The sequence below is a fragment of the Candidatus Endolissoclinum faulkneri L5 genome (genome assembly GCF_000510265.1).
GTDB classification, from domain to species: Bacteria; Pseudomonadota; Alphaproteobacteria; order Thalassobaculales; family Thalassobaculaceae; genus Thalassobaculum; species Thalassobaculum faulkneri_A.
The window spans coordinates 1,487,494-1,505,152 of sequence record NZ_CP006745.1; the positions used below are offsets into that span (position 1 = coordinate 1,487,494).

A 17,659-nucleotide genomic window follows, 5' to 3' on the forward strand; every position below is an offset into this window, starting at 1 on the left:
ATAGTTATAGTACAAAATAGTATTTTTAATTGTTTTATTATAAAAAATCCAAACTTATAATCTGCCACCAAATTAATATAGCGAATTTAACTTAATATTTATGCGTCTTGAATTACCATTAGTTGACAATATTAAATTACAATTGCTGCCTTTTGCTGAGTACCCAGGATTTTATGTTAATTTGCACCTCCCCGAATCAATATTCAGATATTATTTCAGATATTATACCTAAAAAATTAAATTTCATAACTGAGATAAAAAAGCATTAACCTTACAGTAGAATTTTGATCAGAAAATATACAACTGCTGTCTGCTTAAAAGTATTACAAAAATAAATTAAGCCACTTAAAAGTTAATATTTATTCTAGTCATCAAACAATCTTATTTATAATTTTTGTGAAAACATATCTAATTAACTACAAAACCGAGGATTAATGACTATCCATACCCGATTCATGCCTTAAGAAAGTATTGAATTCCTATGAAGCAAATCTCCAATACCGCATCAATAATTAAATTAGAACAATTTTTAGCTTACAATTTATCCAAAAGGATAATTTCATAGTAAACATACATTAATATTTATGCGGCTACATTAGTGATCAGAATAAATCGTCTTAATATCTTATATATTACTCATCTCCTCATGGTATCAGTCATTGCTTGACACCATGTAATAAAAATTATAGAATGGATAAGAATGTACGCATAAATAGATGTGTATTATATTACCTCATGAAATATTGAAATAATTTTTTGTCAATTGAGCTTCTTTATAGACGATAGATGCCTTAGCAAATGGGCTATACCAGATTAAGTATTAATAGAATTTTCTCCGGTTAAACTGAATCATTAAAAATACGCACAAGCTAACCACTTTAAATAATACAAAAAAATGTACTAACAAATATGAAAACACTATTATAGCCTTGATCTTTTTTTAATAGTTTTTAATGAGATACTAAACGTGAATTGACTGGTAATTTCCAATTACTCGCTGAAATCAAAAGAAATATCGCTAAAATAAATAACTGACTTAGCTATATTATTAATGAATATATAGTTCTCATGTACTGTAGTTTTTGAATACATTATTCAAGCATATGCTATCGCATAGCATTAATGTAGCCTAAATAATTAACTAATCAAGATTTCTTACTTTAATCAATCAACCAAATAGTTATTTTTGAACTTTCATTTAATTCTAACGAAACAATAATTTTTAATACAACAATTTCATCAAATAACGCTATTAGAATAGCGTTATTTGAATAACTCATATAAAAACAGCAATTCATTGCTTAGTTAATAAAAATAGAACAATAACAAGCAATACAATTATTTGTAAAATCGAATGAGAATCGCAAGTATCTTATAACCTGATTCAAAAACCGTAGATATTAGTAGGATTTAAATCCTACTAATATCTTACATTAAATCAAAGAATCAAAAATTTATAGCGCTTTATATTGATATGATCTAACAGTAATTAAAAATATAGCGACAGCATTAACTCTTGAGTATTTCTTTGTAATTAGATAAATATTAACTTCTTAACGCAATAGCAAAATTGTTATGCTATGTAGACAATAAGTATATATTTAGTCGGATTAAAATTCAATTGCGCTAGATATAGTAAAAAATTAAAGATAGTAATGGTATCATACTATACAGTTTTATATAAAACTGCTTTATGCCAAAGCATGGATATTTGTTACTAATTAGAGTATCGGAGTAGAAGATGAAAGATTTTTACATACTAAGGCAATAAACGAATAATACATACTAAGGCAATAAACGAATAATTTAAATACTTCTCTTATACTGTAAAAAAAAGAATAAAATAAAATTAGAGCGGTTTCTTAAGTAAAAGCATATCAGTAACTCGATATGCTTTTACTTAGTGTCTTGAGAATAATGGCGAATAATAAAAATAATAATTTTTTACTTAAACTGATCGATAAAAAATGCCATAGAACTACCACTAGGACGATACTTATTAAGATAGCTGGGGATAATGATCTCAATTGGTGTAGGGTTGATAAAAAGATCATTAAATGTCTTAGCACCACAAGACACTACATTATCCATTTTTAGTAATTCTACTTGATCGCGCGTTAATATTGGATTAGGAGCTAACTCCAATAACGAAGCTTTTAATGATGATAGCCAAAAGGGTAGTTTTATAAGACTGACTTTACGATTAGTCTCTTTCAATATAATCTCTATCAAATCTCGAAGGCTATAAATAGCAGGACCACCTAATTCGTAAGTTTGACCATAAGCAGCAGGTGTATTAAGAGCAGCAATAATAGCTTCAGCTAAATCAATAACATATACAGGTTGAAACATGCTTTTCCCACCGCCGATTAAAGGTAATACCGGCAAAAACTGCGCCATAGAGGCAAACTTGTTAAAAAAACTGTCATCATTTCCAAAGACTATTGATGGGCGTAAGATTATTGCTTCAGGAAAAGCGCTACGAACACACTCCTCGCCCGCAAATTTACTACGAGCATATTCAGACGAAGATTGCGGGTCAGCACCAATTGCAGAGACATGCAATACAGCTTTCACACCAAGTAACTTAGCAGTTTTAGCAATTTTCTTCGGCGCCGTACAATGCACAGCGTTAAAATTATTACATCTAGACTGATTTAAAATACCTATTAAATTAATAACGATCGATGCACCTTTCATCGCTTGCGCAATCGCTTTGGAAGAAGTAACATCTAGGCTTGTTAGAGTAATTTGACCAACTACACCCATGGTTTTTAAGAATTTTGCTTTTTCTATGTTGCGACAAACTGAATTTATCCGTGCTCCACACTTAGCTAACTTATATACAACGCTACGGCCAATAAAGCCAGAAGCTCCAAAAACAGTAACTATCTTGCCATGCATGGCAATTTTCCTAACAACTACAAGTGATCTATTCAGGATACTCCTCATTAGAGCAAAGAGAAATAAAAAATTTATTCTCACTCTAAAATAAATAGAATCTTACCCTGCTTATAGCTAAAACTATAGCCTTGACATCATTGATTATTCTGTTACAATGCACATACGTTATGATGCCTGGGTGGCGGAATTTGGTAGACGCGCTAGCTTCAGGTGCTAGTGACTGTATTGTCATAGAAGTTCGAGTCTTCTCCTAGGCACCATTTTTACATTAATAACTGTCTGTCAGGAATTCTAAAAATTATTGCTAATATACACAAAGGTGATTTGCCGGTAGAAATAGATCTCGGAAAAGAAGTTGCCATAGACGTTGAGGCTATGGGTCTAAAACCAGAAAGAGATCGTCTATGCGTAGTCCAACTTTCTAGTGGAAACTCTGAAGCACATCTCATACAATTTACTAAGAATGATTATCACGCTCCGAATCTGTGTCGACTGCTAAATAATCCTAACATCCTTAAACTATTTCATTACGCTCGTTTTGATATAGCAGTTATACAAGCTTATCTTGGGGTAGTAACTACTCCGGTTTATTGTACTAAAATCGCTTCTAAGATTGTGAGAACTTATACTAATCGACACAGCTTAAAAGATCTCTGTCGCGATTTGTTGGGCATAGAATTATCTAAGCAAAAGCAGTCTTCTGACTGGGGGAAAAACGATCTAACTCAAGAACAAATAGCTTACGCTGCATCCGATGTACTGCATCTGCACAAAATTAAATATCATCTGGATGAAATGTTGGTACGCGAAGATCGAATAAAAATTGCTCAAGATGCTTTTTATTTTCTTAACACTCGTGCCCATCTTGATCTTATTGGGTTTAGCGAAGAAGATATATTTGCTCACTGAGTAGTAAAATTACCTAATTATTAAAATGAAGAAAGATAATTCTCTGCTATTTTTTGACCTTATAGTTTGAGTTAAGCAGCCAACTATAATTTTATAGCACAATGCTCTTAAATAAGGTTTTGTTGTTAAACACTAGAAATTTTATCAAACATATTAAAAAAACTCAATCTTTCTACCCCAAATGCCAAACTAGCCGTTTTGTGATAGTCATGAAAGTTTTGTTGCTAATTATAGCAATAGGACTAATCGCTGTAGTGCTAATTTCGCTAAAAATCGGCCATAAATTTTCACACATTCGCAAGAACCAAGCATTAATAAACCAAAAAGATTTTGGGAATATGCGAATGATCAATCCGAGAATAATTGGACTTAATGAAAGCAACAAACCATTTGAGATCATTGCTCATTCTGCTACCCAACCTAGTGATGGTAAACAAATTGTCATACTTGATCACCCACAGGCAAATATGGAAAACAAAGACGGAACTTTAGTTACAGTAAAAGCTGCGGCAGGGAAGTGGATTAGAGAGTCCAATATTATAAATCTAACAGATGGAGTAATCTTATCAAATAATGCTGGATATCAGTTAGTTACTGAAAAAGCAACAATCGACTTAAGACAAGGGAAAGTGTTTAGTAAAATGCCAACCTGGGGTTATAGCCCAGATGCTAAAATTCAAGGCCAAAGTATGCAAATACTATGTAATGGATCACGGATAATCTTTATCGGCAAAACCAAAGCCTTCTTATTACAAGACCAAAACTAGCGATTGATAATAATTGCTTTATGCTTTTCTATAATGGCCTACATTACCGAAATATTTATAGCAGTTTTACTCCTTGCTTTTAATGTAAATTGGCTTACTCCTAGTGCTCAATCTCAACAGCCAGAAAATAAAGATGAAGTTAGAATAGAAGCTGATGATATTATAGAATGGAACCGTGATAAAAAACTTTATATAGCACGCGGTAATGTCAAAGCAGTGCGTGATGTGTTCACAATCAGCGCCGATACGTTAACTGCTCTCTATCGCTCAAAAAATTCTAATAAAAGTGAAATTTATCGTTTAGAAGCATTCGGCAATGTAATTATCACTTCAACTGAAAACCAAGCTATAGCTCAGCATGCAGTCTACAATATAGATAAACAAGTTATTACACTTACAGGAAATAACTTAATTTTTAAGAACCGCGTTTATACTATTACTGCCCACAAAAGCTTTCAATACTTAAAATCTTGTCGATTAGCAATAGCTCACGGCACAGCTTCGTTCTCGCAGAATAAACAAACGATCAAAGCAGACACCCTAACCGCTTATTTTGGATACACTCCAAGCAGAGATAATCAAATAAAAGAATTAAAAGCTATTGGCAATGTCGTTATTATCACACCACAAGAGCTTATAAGGGGTAACGAAGGACGATACGATGTATTGAATAAAGTAGCCAGAATGCAAGGCAATGTTAGGGTTTCTAGAGGTAGAAACCAGATTAATGGTGAACAAGCTCAAATCAACTTAAATACTGGCATAAGCTATATACTGCCAAGCTTAAAAAGTGGGGGGCGGGTACAAGGCCTATTAAGTGAATGATAGCCAAAATTCTTAAGGTACGTAGAGATACTATATTTTGTAATACTATATACCACTAATCAACAAACATACTCAATAAGTACGATAAGAGAGTAAATGAATGTCATCAAATTGTGCAAAAAATAATCACCTCACAACTCATTTCATACGTAAAAACGTTAAACATAGCAATAGTCTATGCGCTAATAACATTAGCAAGCAATTCAAGAAAAGAACAGTCTTGCGAGATGTGTCTATTTATGTCCAGCCATCTGAGGCAGTTGGGCTACTTGGACCAAACGGAGCTGGTAAAACTACATGCTTTTACATTATTATAGGCCTTATACCAACTGATGCAGGTAACGTTAGCTTATATGGACAAAATATAACTGACCTACCTATGTACCGTCGCGCTCGATTAGGTGTCGGCTATTTACCGCAAGATTCTTCAATTTTTCGCGGACTTAATGTAGAACAAAACATATCCGCTGTTCTCGAGTTAGTAGAATCAAATCCAAAACGTCAAAATTTAATACTAGATAAATTACTAGCTGAATTTTCTATAAGCCATTTACGTAATATATCAGCATTGGCCTTATCGGGCGGAGAACGTCGTCGTGTAGAAATCGCTCGAGCACTTGCTTCACGCCCTCAGTTCATTTTGTTAGACGAGCCATTATCCGGTATTGATCCAATTGCCATAAGTGAAATTCGTGATCTAATTTCTCAACTAAAAAATCGTGGATTAGGAGTACTGATTACAGATCACAATGTTCGCGAAACATTAGAGATCGTAGATCGAGCTTACATCATTCATGACGGCATGGTTTTGATGGAAGGTTCGCCAAGTGAAATCGTTAGCAATCCAAATGTCCGGCAATTTTACTTAGGAGAAAGTTTCATTCTATAGGGCTATTGACCTATTGAATAATTAGCCTAAAATAAACATAACATCTAATTAATTCCATTACATTTGGATCTTTATTAACTAATAATTGCAGTTTTTAGCGAAATGCTTATCATTAATACCAAGAAATTATTGGTTAATTCGCCAATTATTGTATTTGATAATCGACAATTTAACAGCATAAGTTTAAGCAGAAATCACAGGTGCCAGACTCAATTTATAAGTCTTAATGATCAATAGCTTTTTATACAATGAAACAGCTATACCAGTACTGAATACAATAATTATTAACTGTCTTAATTGATACTAATTTTAATTGAAAATTATACAGCTATCATTATAAAAACACGCCTTAAAGTAAAAAATTTAGCCAAATATCAGGCTTAAAAATAATAACTGAGTATATAGACAATCTCATTATTAAATACTTTATATTTAATAAAAGTTTTTTTATAACATGGATATTCTAAGTAAATAACGATTTATTTTAACTAATCAGCAAATAGACATCCTAAGAAGTAGATTTTTGCTTATATGATATGCTCTAAGCTTGCAAAGATAATAGTAAAAACCTTTCTGCTTAAAGTTACTTTGCTTAAATGCACTTTGTTTTTTGCAGTAAATTTTGGTGTCTTAAAAAAAGCTTTTCTTAATCCTGCGCAAACATCTACAGTATAAAAAAATTAAAATATTTATAAAAATCACGAACTAAAGAAATTACTAGTAAAAGTAAATGTTTAGTTCAGATTAGATTCTTAATTCAATAGTTTAAAGAAAACAATACTCTATTTGCTGCATAAAATGTAAAACCTACCTAATTCAAGCAATTAGTAATAATTAATTGATTATATTTAAAACAGTTTAAATAAATAAGCATAATCACAAATAAAGCTCATATTTTCTTTTATTACTATTTATATTCTTACTTTAGTGTAAAACTAATTATTCTAACTAAGACAAAATAACAAATTAAATAAAAATTACTCCTCGTATTCGCGATAGTAAATATCGATCTTTGTTCAATACTTACCTGATTAATCATAGTATTGATAAAAATTTAATAATTATTATTACTAACTTCCTTGTCGGCAATAATGTAATTAATTGAATTTTTACGTAAAAATATTATATATTAAAACTTAGTAAGCCAGTTCTTATTGTTGTAAGCATTAATAAAAATTATTCGTGCGTATACGCATTTATCGCATTTGCAATTAAATTATTAACGAATATAATTATCAAAATTATAATTCTACGGGAAATAAACCAAGTAATTTCTAAAGCTTATTGAATGGTTTTTACAAAAATTTTACTTTATTAAAAATATTTCTCATTATTCTGGTTATTTAACCACTAAAATAATTTATAGCTTTATTGATAAAAATACTTTCTTATTATAGAATATATTCTTTGCTTACTCATAACGAGTATTCTAGAATTAGCCTTACCTAACAGATAGTTGATAATCAACTATCTGTTAGGTAAGGCTAATTATCAATCTTGGTGGAGCTGAGGAGGATCGAACTCCTGACCTTCGCATTGCGAACGCGACGCTCTACCGACTGAGCTACAGCCCCATAGTACAAAACTAGGATTGACATTATGATATTATAATATCACAAAATAGTAGCACAAATTTCCCCAAAAATTCAACGAAGAGATTGTTATTAATTTATAATAATCTATTTTTTATAATGATCTATTTTAAATATAAAAGCTTGATTTCTAATAATTAGGCAGCTATTATTGTAGTTTAGCATCTTATCATTAATAAATTCTTTGCTATTTTAATGCAACAACATTTACAATTGTGATCATGAACTCACTGGCTTGGCTTTTTGATACGATCCTTCACTATTTGAGGATCGCTCTATTTGCTTACATCATGATGGATCTATTAGTAAAGTTTGATGCAATTAATACTTATAATCGTCTAGTTTTAGCAGTAATTAACTTTTTATCTCGAATATTCGAACCTATGCTAAAAATAATTCGCTTAGTCTTACCTAAGGTTGGAGGCATTGATATATCAGCAATAATATTGATATTGTTACTAGAATTTATTTCCCATTTAGTCCAGGAATATGCCTATGGACCTTACTGATACTAGTATAAAACAATAGGATAATCATAAATACAAAATATTAATAATACAAATACACACTTCGAAATTAACATTTTTAATATAGCTTTTTCTGGGTATCGTCATGCCTATATAATCACACAAGAGCTGTGGTATTTTGTCTACCAATTTTTCTCAGCTAGTTTAGTCTTTAAAACTAATACTGTACAGTATTTAATTAAATCGATAAACAAACTTTTGTGTGAATATTCTATATAATTTTATATAATTTTATTTAAAATTTTAGAAAATTTCCTTCAATAATAAATAATTCTACTTAACTAGCAAGTATCAAGGTAATTCTTTAACAATGTACAGAGCGAGTGATCGATCTCCTGAGTAGGAAGGTGAAGATTGATAGCCAAAATCCAGTATTATTATCTGTGTAGATATTAAATATCTCACAGATATACATTAATTTTTAAGTCAATAGTAAGCATTAAGAAAAGAAATAATCTATATCATTTTAATATAAGTCAAATAGATTGATAGAAACATAATTAACTAAATTGTATGGCGTGCTCGGGCAGCACTGTTAAGTGCGAGTTGATGCCTAATTCAGAACAGCTAAAAATAACAGGTGCTGGATTGTCTATAACAAAACAAATATAAAATTAAAGCGCCTCTGAGTATGACTAAAGAATTGAATTAGCTCTCTGAGAAAAATTCTCTTGTTAATTAAGCAAGTAGTCGTATTCCCTTACAGACTAACATAACTAATAGATCACAATTTCATTAAGCTTGCTTAATAGCAGAATAAAACGATAAAGAACAGCACAATTGAAAAAACATACATACAAAAAATTTAATACTGAGCGATCAAACCCTTATTGCCATGCTTCCTCTCGCTATTTTAGCATAAGTAAATGAAGTATTAGGTTATTAGTGGCGCAATCAAAAGGTCTATAAGGAGGATCTAACACACAAAATTGAGATATAGATAATCTATCTGATAAATCAACTTTTTGAAATAAAAATTATTAACACTTTCCAATTCAGTTAAGTCTGCTTATTTTATTTCCTTTCATAATAGTAAGAATTCAAATTGTCAATATCTAATTTACCTGTTAACCTCTATCAAGCAATTCATCTGAGCTATGCATACCAATAAAACTGGCGTACTGATAGCTAGTACAGCTATTTATTTTCACTCAAGCTAATAATTCTATGCTAAACCAATAAAAATAAATTATTTCAAATCTCCCTTAGGAGAAAAACTCGCATGCTATTATACAAGTAATAATGCCTAAATTATTACTTGCTCCATATATTGAATTTCTTTTATATAAAGTTGAAAAAACGAACAATAACTAAAGTATAATGAAATTATACTATAGGTGTATTAATAATTAGATAATTTTATACTCAAAAATAATAATAAGATTTTCTCTTCTACAAAATATTCTCTCATATAATAGATAAAATACTATATTATTATATAGAAATATCGGATATATTTAGTAATCAATGATAAAAATTTTCTCTCTAATTTAAATCAATAATTTTATAAATTAATTTAGCTAATACTTAACTTTAGACAATTTTTATCTAATTTAGTTAGCTGTATATACAATAAAAATTGTTTAATTATAGTATAAACTACAAATCAAAAAGTTTATTAAATAAATCGATTTTCGCCAAACTATTTCTACATTGTAGCTAAAAGTAAACATTGGATAACTAGCCAATATAGCGCTAGTATTTATTATCATTGATGAAATGTAACTAAATTAAAAATTAATACTGCTACATATAGTTATCATTATTGGGAAATTTTATATCGTAATAATAAATTTATTTGTTTACTTATAGCAAAAATAAGCAATTTAAGCTTTATTTTATTGTCAAGATACCTAGATATCGTTAGGTTTTAATTTAGGCTATCTAAATTTAGGATTGGCCAAATATTGCGTTATATACTCAAATTTTGGGGAATATTTAATGACAAAATTTCAGGATTATAAGGTAGCGGATATTTCTTTAGCTGCTTGGGGAGAACGAGAAATAGCGATTGCTGAGACTGAAATGTCTGGGTTAATGGCTATTCAAGAGGAATATATGTCACAGAAGCCTCTTAAGAGTGCACAAATCATCGGATGTTTACATATGACCATCCAAACTGCTGTATTAATTAAAACACTAATTGCACTTGGAGCGGAAGTCCGATGGTCATCATGCAATATCTTTTCTACCCAAGATCATGCTGCAGCAGCCATCGCTGCGTCCGGCATTCCTGTATTTGCTTGGAAAGGTGAAACAGAAGAGGAATACAAATGGTGTATTCGTCAAACTATTGAAGGTCCAAATAGTTGGCATGCAAACATGCTATTAGATGATGGAGGTGATCTAACAAAAATAATTCACGAAGAATATCCCGACTTACTCAAGAATATAAAGGGAGTTTCTGAAGAAACCACTACAGGTGTGCATCGTCTCTATGAGATGGTAAAAAAAGGTACTCTGATGATTCCGGCTATTAATGTTAACGACAGTGTCACCAAGTCAAAATTTGATAATCTTTATGGCTGCCGTGAAAGCTTAGCAGATGGTATTCGTCGAGCTACCGACGTAATGTTTGCCGGTAAAGTTGCTTGTGTTGCAGGATACGGTGATGTTGGTAAAGGCTCAGCGCAATCTCTCCGTAACGCGGGTGCACGTGTTATCGTTACTGAAATAGATCCAATTTGTGCCTTGCAAGCCGCTATGGAAGGCTTTGCAGTAGTAAATATGGAAGAAGCAGCCCCAACCGCTGATATTTTTGTAACTGCTACCGGTAACAAGGATGTCATTACTGTCGATCACATGAGAGTAATGAAGGACAGAGCAATTGTTTGTAATATTGGTCACTTCGACAATGAAATCCAAGTTGATGGACTACGCAATCTTAAATGGGAATCAGTAAAGCCACAAGTTGATGAGATTGTATTTCCAGACGATAAGCGCATTATATTGCTTGCAGAAGGTCGATTGGTGAACCTTGGGTGCGCCACTGGCCATCCAAGTTTTGTGATGAGTGCCTCATTTTCAAACCAAACGATGGCTCAAATTGAGCTTTGGAAAAATCATAGTAAATATGATAAGCAAGTTTATCTCTTACCCAAAAAACTAGATGAGAGAGTTGCAGAACTCCATCTGAAAAAGATTAACGCAAAAATATCCAAGCTCTCCGAAGAGCAAGCCGCATACATTGGCGTAAACGTTAAAGGTCCCTTTAAGTCAGATGCATACCGTTACTAACTTTCAGCCATAAATTTGCATTTGTAGGGTTAGTGTAATAATTTATCTTGCAGTAGCTCTACAATGCATTTATTAAATTAAATATTACTTAAGTGTTATTACATGTATTCTGTGTCTTCAAACAAGTATTAATTATTCATTACTAATAAATTTTTACTTGATTTCTTGAATTTACCTATTCAAATATTATGAACAGACTAATTCAGTCAGTTAGCAGAGAAAAGCAGGCAATTAAATTAATTTTTATTCATTTTAGCTCTATAAGATCAGCAAAACAGATTATATATCATGATGTGATATTAATCTAAAATACTTAACGATTATCATAAGCTAAAATCCTATAATAAAAAAATATCTCTTTAACTGTTTAAAACCTATAAATAAATTTATAACCAAGTATATGATCGCTGAAATTACCAACTTAAGGACTTGATATATTATTTATATAATAGTACGTAATTCCATTACGCTCTGCATAAAAAGTTAATCTTACAAAATTAAAATCAATAATGGTTTTACCAAGTGATAAATTTTGCTTATAAACGATAAAAGTAAACTCTATTATTTTTTATTTCAGGGATTTACTCTTAGTCTAGATAATTTTTATATAATTGAAAATTTCAACATAGCATTGTATATTTTAGAATGAATAAGTATACTAATTCATTAGTAATAAATTATTACGTAAAAATAAAACTAAAGTGAATGTTTGCTAAATATTTAGAAATAATTAATTACGCCAATCAAATTAATTTGAGTTTTGCATAATTTACTGTAATCATAGCATAAAATAATTATTTTTTCTGTATATGCTAAAGTGTAAGAGAGATGCTTTGTTTTTTTTCTGCTAATCATAATCAATTCAAACTTTCTAAGCTAATAACCTAGAAATTCTTTAATTAAAGAATTTCTAGAAAAAGAAGAATAAGAAAATTAAAAATAAAGTAACTATCTAAATATATTCGTCAAACACGAGTTATTTTCTCAAGCTTCAGGACAACTCCTTGAGGATAGGTAATGCTTGAATATTTAGTTACTAACATTTTCCAAGTATTTTTTGCAATTATTAGCTCATCATCAACTTGTTCTCCCTTTAAAAATAAAAATACCGTTTCTTCATGAAAATACGGTTCAGAATAACGTAGCAGCCTATCTACCGATGCAAGTGCTCGTGCTGTAACAATACCAGCAGCAATAAACTGCAATGATTCAATACGACAACCTTTAATAATTGGACTAACGCCAGTGGCGCTAGCTACTGCTTGTAAAAAGGCAACTTTGCGACTGTCTGATTCGACCATAACAATATCATTTCGCCCAATAATGGACAAAACTAAACCAGGAAATCCAGCCCCTGATCCAAGATCAAGCACTGGTCCAGGTAAGTTTTTCATGTGTATTAGGAGCTGAGCAGAATCAAGAAAATGACGAGACCACAAATTAGTAAGTGTAGTACGCGATACAAGACTAATACGTGATTGCCATTTTACCAACAATTCAGCATATTGTTCCAAAGCCCTGCGCTGATTATCAGTAAGAAAAAAAAGCTGCTGAAGATCACTCGGTGTCACACATTAAGCTTTTTATCGATTTTTTTTACATAATGAAGTAAAGCTACAATTGCTGCTGGTGTCATTCCAGGCAGTCGCCCAGCTTGACCAAGAGTTCTTGGTCGTTTGATCGTAAGAAGATTACAGATTTCCGCAGAAAGAGAACCGATCACTGATGGATTTAAATCTTCTGGCAGTTCTAATGTATCATCATAACGATAAGCTTTAATATCAGCTTCTTGTCGATCAAGATATCTTGCATACTTTGCTTCGACAGTAATCTGTTCTGCAATAAATTCAGGAATTTCAGACAATTTTTCAGGCCATACATTAACTAATCTATCCCAGCTCACATCCGAATGAGCAAGCAGATCAAATGCAGAACGATGCTTACCATCTCTATTTACGTTAAATCCTAATTTCGAAAGCATATGAGGAAAACCACCAAGATCTTCTAATGTTTTACGCGCAAGAGATGTTGCATTCTGGCGTGCTGCAAATGCTTTACTTCGAAACGATCCAATCAAGCCAATACTTTCCCCCATAGGAGTCAAACGAAGATCGCTATTATCAACTCGCAAGCGTAATCGATACTCAGCACGAGAAGTAAACATACGATAAGGTTCTGGGGCCCCACGAGAAATTAGGTCGTCAATCATTACCCCAATATATCCGTCAGCTCTATCTATATAGAGCTCCTGATCAGAGCCACTCGCTGCTAAAGCTGCATTAGTAGCAGAGACAATTCCTTGTGCTGCAGCCTCTTCATATCCAGTAGTTCCGTTAATTTGACCAGCTAAATAAAGACCAGGTAATGCTTTAACCTCCAGTCTTCGAGATAATGCACGCGGGTCAACATAATCATATTCAATAGCATAACCGTATTGTAAAATACGCGCTCGCTGAAGCCCTAGAATTGAAGCAACTACTTGATCTTGAACATGCCGAGGTAAAGAAGTCGAGATGCCGTTTGGATAAATGGTTAAGGTATCAATCCCCTCGGGTTCTAGGAAAATTTGATGCATTTTCTTATCGGGAAATCGGACAACCTTATCTTCTACTGACGGACAGTAGCGTGGTCCAAAACTACTAATCCTTCCACTATGGGTCGGAGCAAGACATAAATTATCTCGAATAATTGTATGTGTCAATTCACTTGTATAAGTAATATGGCAAGGGATCTGCTTAATATTAATTTTTTCAGTCAAAGTCGAGAATGGTCTCGGAGGCTCATCACCTGGCTGAACCTCAAGAGCATTCCAGTCTATTGTTAAACCATCAAGCCGCGGTGGTGTACCAGTCTTTAAACGTCCCATAGGCAAACCCAAACGCTCTAAGGTCATGGCAAGCCCAATTGCAGGCACATCTCCAACACGACCTGCCGACCAGCGTTCTTCACCTATATGAATTTCACCACGAAGAAAAGTGCCTGTAGTCAAAACAACAGCAGCAGACATCCACTCAGATCCATTGGCTAGCACTACACCACAACAACGTCCGTTAATAACTAATAAATCCTCGACCACCGCTTCAACAATAGATAAAGTATCGTATTCGCTTAGTATATCTTGAATAGCCATACGATAAAGTTTTCGATCAGCCTGAGCCCGAGGACCTCGTACAGCTGGTCCTCTAGAGCTATTTAACATCCGAAACTGAATCCCTGATCGATCAATGGCTCTAGCCATTATTCCATCCAGCGCATCAATTTCACAAACGATATGAGCCTTGCCAATACCACCAATCGCAGGATTACATGACATTAAGCCAATATTATCACGACAGTGAGTAAATAGTAATGTACGAGCTCCCATACGAGAAGCGGCAGCGGCTGCTTCCGAGCCAGCGTGACCCCCGCCAACAACAATAATATCAAAGTAATTCATTATAATAAAATCCGCAAGGCTGTTACCTTACCACCAAACAGTGTAAGCTTCTATCTACCCAAAGTTTTCGGTAAAAAATTAACTTAACTTTATTTTCCTATACAAAATTCTGCAAAAATTTGGTCAAGTATATTTTCTACATCAACCACTCCTAATATCCGTTCAAGAGCATATGTAGATAATCGCAAATCTTCAGCTACAATCTCTAAAGGTTCACTGCTATCAAATGCCTCTAGCACTCTTTGTAATCCGTCATAAGCAGCTCGTACTCCATTAACATGTCGTGCTCGTGTAAGAGTAATCGACCCAGTTCGTTCCATACAATCAGCAATTATACTACTAAGTATTTGAATAAATACTTCAGTACCAAAGCCTGTCTTAGTAGACAGGCCAATCCAGGGCGTAGGAGGAGAGACAGCATCAACTAAATCAATCTTAGTAGCAAGTGCTAGCGTAGCCTCTTGGGATAAATAATGATTAACAGCTGCTCTCCCCATATCACCCTCGCTTGCATCAGAAAGAACCAAAGTAATATCAGCATTTTTAACACGTGCTAAAGTTCTCCGCACACCTTCTGCCTCAATTGCATCAACTGCTTCTCGCAAACCAGCAGTATCAGCTACCGTAACAGCATACCCATCAATCTCTAAATAAACTTCTAAAATATCTCGAGTAGTACCGGGTATTGAACTAACAATTGCAACATCCCGTTTAGCTAGCCAATTGAGAAGAGAAGATTTTCCCGCATTAGGAAGCCCAACTATTGCAATCTGCAGTCCGTCACGTACTCTCTCGGCACGGCTAGCATCTTCTAAAGCTAGCTTCATCTCAGCTATTAAAGAGCTAAGATTATTTTTGATATCTCGTTGAATAGTTTTAGGTAGACCTTCATCTGGAAAATCAATAAATGCTTCAAGCTTAGCAGTAACGGAAACAAGTTTGTCTAGCCAATTTTTTAAGGCTAATTCTAAATTACCAGTTGCTTGTGCAATCGCCTGGCGTCTTTGTCCGTTAGTTTCCGCATCAATAAGATCAAAAATCCCCTCAGCAGAGGTCAAATCAATTCGATCGTTAAGAAAAGCTCGACGAGTAAATTCTCCTGGATGAGCAATACGGAGTTCAGGCATTGATGATAAACAATTACATACCGCGTTCAAAACAGCAACGCCGCCATGTAAATGGAGCTCAACTAGATCTTCGCCGGTAGAACTTATAGGTTTTGGAAATGCGACAACCATTGCTTTATCTAAAACTTCTCCATTCTGTGAATCATGCAATAATCTTAACGAAAGCTGACGCGGAGGAGGGACATCACCAGTTAGAGCAATTAGCGCATCCATAGACCTTGGTCCAGAAATCCGGATAATCGATAAAGCAGACCGCCCAAGTGCTGTAGCGGGAGCGAATATTGTATCTTGCCTCACCAAACAACCTTTTATAAACTACGTACCCAATTTTTAGTTAATCTTTAACAAAAGATTAACTTTATAATAACATTTTATACTAAAATTATCAGCAAAGAGAATAATCAAGCTTTTCTTATTAATTACACAATTCTTATCCAGTCAAAAATGAAAATTTTAATTAATCTATAATCGCCGGTGATAGTGATAATAGCTTATGATATTTAACATAATCAATGCTATATAAAAATATACTTGTTTATTAGCAATAATAACGTAAGTTAATAACTTACTATGGCAAAAGTAATATTTAACATATTTAAATACCGACTTCCGCTTGAATTAATACAATGATGCTTGTTTTGTTATCAATGAATGAATTTAGCATTCAGTTGAGTATTATGAAGTTAGAGCAATTAACCGATCGTACAGAATTATCCAGTTAATAATCTTACGTTAAGCGGGATTATTAACTGGATAATTAAATTTACTTGATCAAACACAAGTTAAAATCTTATTTAAAATTAAATAAGAAAGTGCTGTAATAAGATTTAAGTATAAAAACAATTGCTAAATTAATAATTACATTCTATCTCTTACAGAAGTTAAAAATTTTTCTAAACTAATGAATACTAATAATTGCAGATGAATAAAAGAGAACATAATAACAATTTATTTGTATTCATTATTAATACTAGGTTTTGTAAAAAGTTCTTATCAAGACATTAAAGTAAATAAGTATTTTGCAACCAATTATAACAAAAATGCTAATATATTATATATTATATATTATATATTGCTGATCCAGCATTTAATTAAGAAATATTTTTTTTAAATAAATAACGCTCATTTTTCAAGCAGTCATTAAGGTTATTTTTATATTTTATTACTAATAACAACATTTCGGTTATATTAATCTAAATTTATCTTATAATATTCCAATGAAATAATTATCGAGCTACAGCAGGTTAAATGCAAAAAATTTAAGTAAGTTAAACATCCATAAATATGCATAAAAGATTAAATGGCTAATGCAATTAATTTACAAAAATAGCCGCATGCAATAGAGCATAGAAAAATTATATCATTACGACTAAGCGCAAAGTGTAATAATTATAAAACACCAAAGATCTACAGTTAATCTACGTATGAGACCAAAAGATGACAAAT

The 17,659-nt window shown here is 32.5% G+C and carries 10 protein-coding genes and 2 tRNA genes; 7 read left to right on the forward strand and 5 right to left on the reverse strand.

Going from position 1 to position 17,659, the window contains the following annotated elements; genetic code table 11:
• Window positions 1-1,944: 1,944 nt before the first annotated feature.
• Window positions 1,945-2,904 (reverse strand): complex I NDUFA9 subunit family protein, encoded by a 960-nt coding sequence (locus tag P856_RS04000; protein ID WP_044214941.1) that lies wholly within the window; start codon window positions 2,902-2,904, stop codon window positions 1,945-1,947.
• A 172-nt stretch (window positions 2,905-3,076) separates the two neighbouring features.
• Between P856_RS04000 and P856_RS04005 the strand changes: the two genes are divergently transcribed.
• The 5 genes from P856_RS04005 to lptB all read left to right on the forward strand — a co-directional run bounded on the left by P856_RS04005 (window position 3,077) and on the right by lptB (window position 6,294).
• A tRNA-Leu gene (locus P856_RS04005) sits at window positions 3,077-3,164 on the forward strand.
• Window positions 3,165-3,228: 64 nt separating this feature from the next.
• A complete protein-coding gene (locus P856_RS04010) occupies window positions 3,229-3,813 on the forward strand; it encodes a ribonuclease D (protein ID WP_081713445.1) in 585 nt (194 codons plus the stop codon).
• Between the two features lie 209 nt (window positions 3,814-4,022).
• Complete coding sequence (gene lptC / locus P856_RS04015) at window positions 4,023-4,580, forward strand: LPS export ABC transporter periplasmic protein LptC (RefSeq protein WP_158380579.1); 558 nt, start codon at window positions 4,023-4,025, stop codon at window positions 4,578-4,580.
• A 33-nt stretch (window positions 4,581-4,613) separates the two neighbouring features.
• Window positions 4,614-5,405, forward strand: a complete 792-nt coding sequence (locus tag P856_RS04020; protein WP_025300882.1) for an LptA/OstA family protein — start codon at window positions 4,614-4,616, stop codon at window positions 5,403-5,405.
• Between the two features lie 100 nt (window positions 5,406-5,505).
• Window positions 5,506-6,294 (forward strand): LPS export ABC transporter ATP-binding protein, encoded by a 789-nt coding sequence (gene lptB / locus P856_RS04025; RefSeq protein ID WP_025300883.1) that lies wholly within the window; start codon window positions 5,506-5,508, stop codon window positions 6,292-6,294.
• A 1,498-nt stretch (window positions 6,295-7,792) separates the two neighbouring features.
• Here lptB and P856_RS04030 read toward each other — a convergent pair.
• A tRNA-Ala gene (locus tag P856_RS04030) sits at window positions 7,793-7,868 on the reverse strand.
• A 239-nt stretch (window positions 7,869-8,107) separates the two neighbouring features.
• Here P856_RS04030 and P856_RS04035 point away from each other — a divergent pair.
• Both P856_RS04035 and ahcY read left to right on the forward strand, forming a co-directional pair.
• Window positions 8,108-8,395: a YggT family protein gene (locus tag P856_RS04035; protein WP_025300884.1), complete on the forward strand. Its 288-nt coding sequence runs from the start codon at window positions 8,108-8,110 to the stop codon at window positions 8,393-8,395.
• 1,959 nt (window positions 8,396-10,354) lie between these two features.
• Window positions 10,355-11,650 (forward strand): adenosylhomocysteinase, encoded by a 1,296-nt coding sequence (ahcY, locus tag P856_RS04040; protein WP_025300885.1) that lies wholly within the window; start codon window positions 10,355-10,357, stop codon window positions 11,648-11,650.
• A 965-nt stretch (window positions 11,651-12,615) separates the two neighbouring features.
• Here ahcY and rsmG read toward each other — a convergent pair.
• The 3 genes from rsmG to mnmE all read right to left on the reverse strand — a co-directional run bounded on the left by rsmG (window position 12,616) and on the right by mnmE (window position 16,510).
• On the reverse strand, window positions 12,616-13,221 hold the full coding sequence (gene rsmG / locus P856_RS04045; RefSeq protein WP_025300886.1) for a 16S rRNA (guanine(527)-N(7))-methyltransferase RsmG: 606 nt from the start codon (window positions 13,219-13,221) through the stop codon (window positions 12,616-12,618).
• Complete coding sequence (gene mnmG, locus P856_RS04050; protein WP_025300887.1) at window positions 13,218-15,086, reverse strand: tRNA uridine-5-carboxymethylaminomethyl(34) synthesis enzyme MnmG; 1,869 nt, start codon at window positions 15,084-15,086, stop codon at window positions 13,218-13,220. Before mnmG ends, rsmG begins: the two co-directional genes overlap by 4 nt.
• A gap of 89 nt (window positions 15,087-15,175) precedes the next feature.
• Window positions 15,176-16,510, reverse strand: a complete 1,335-nt coding sequence (mnmE, locus tag P856_RS04055; protein ID WP_025300888.1) for a tRNA uridine-5-carboxymethylaminomethyl(34) synthesis GTPase MnmE — start codon at window positions 16,508-16,510, stop codon at window positions 15,176-15,178.
• Window positions 16,511-17,659: the final 1,149 nt, after the last annotated feature.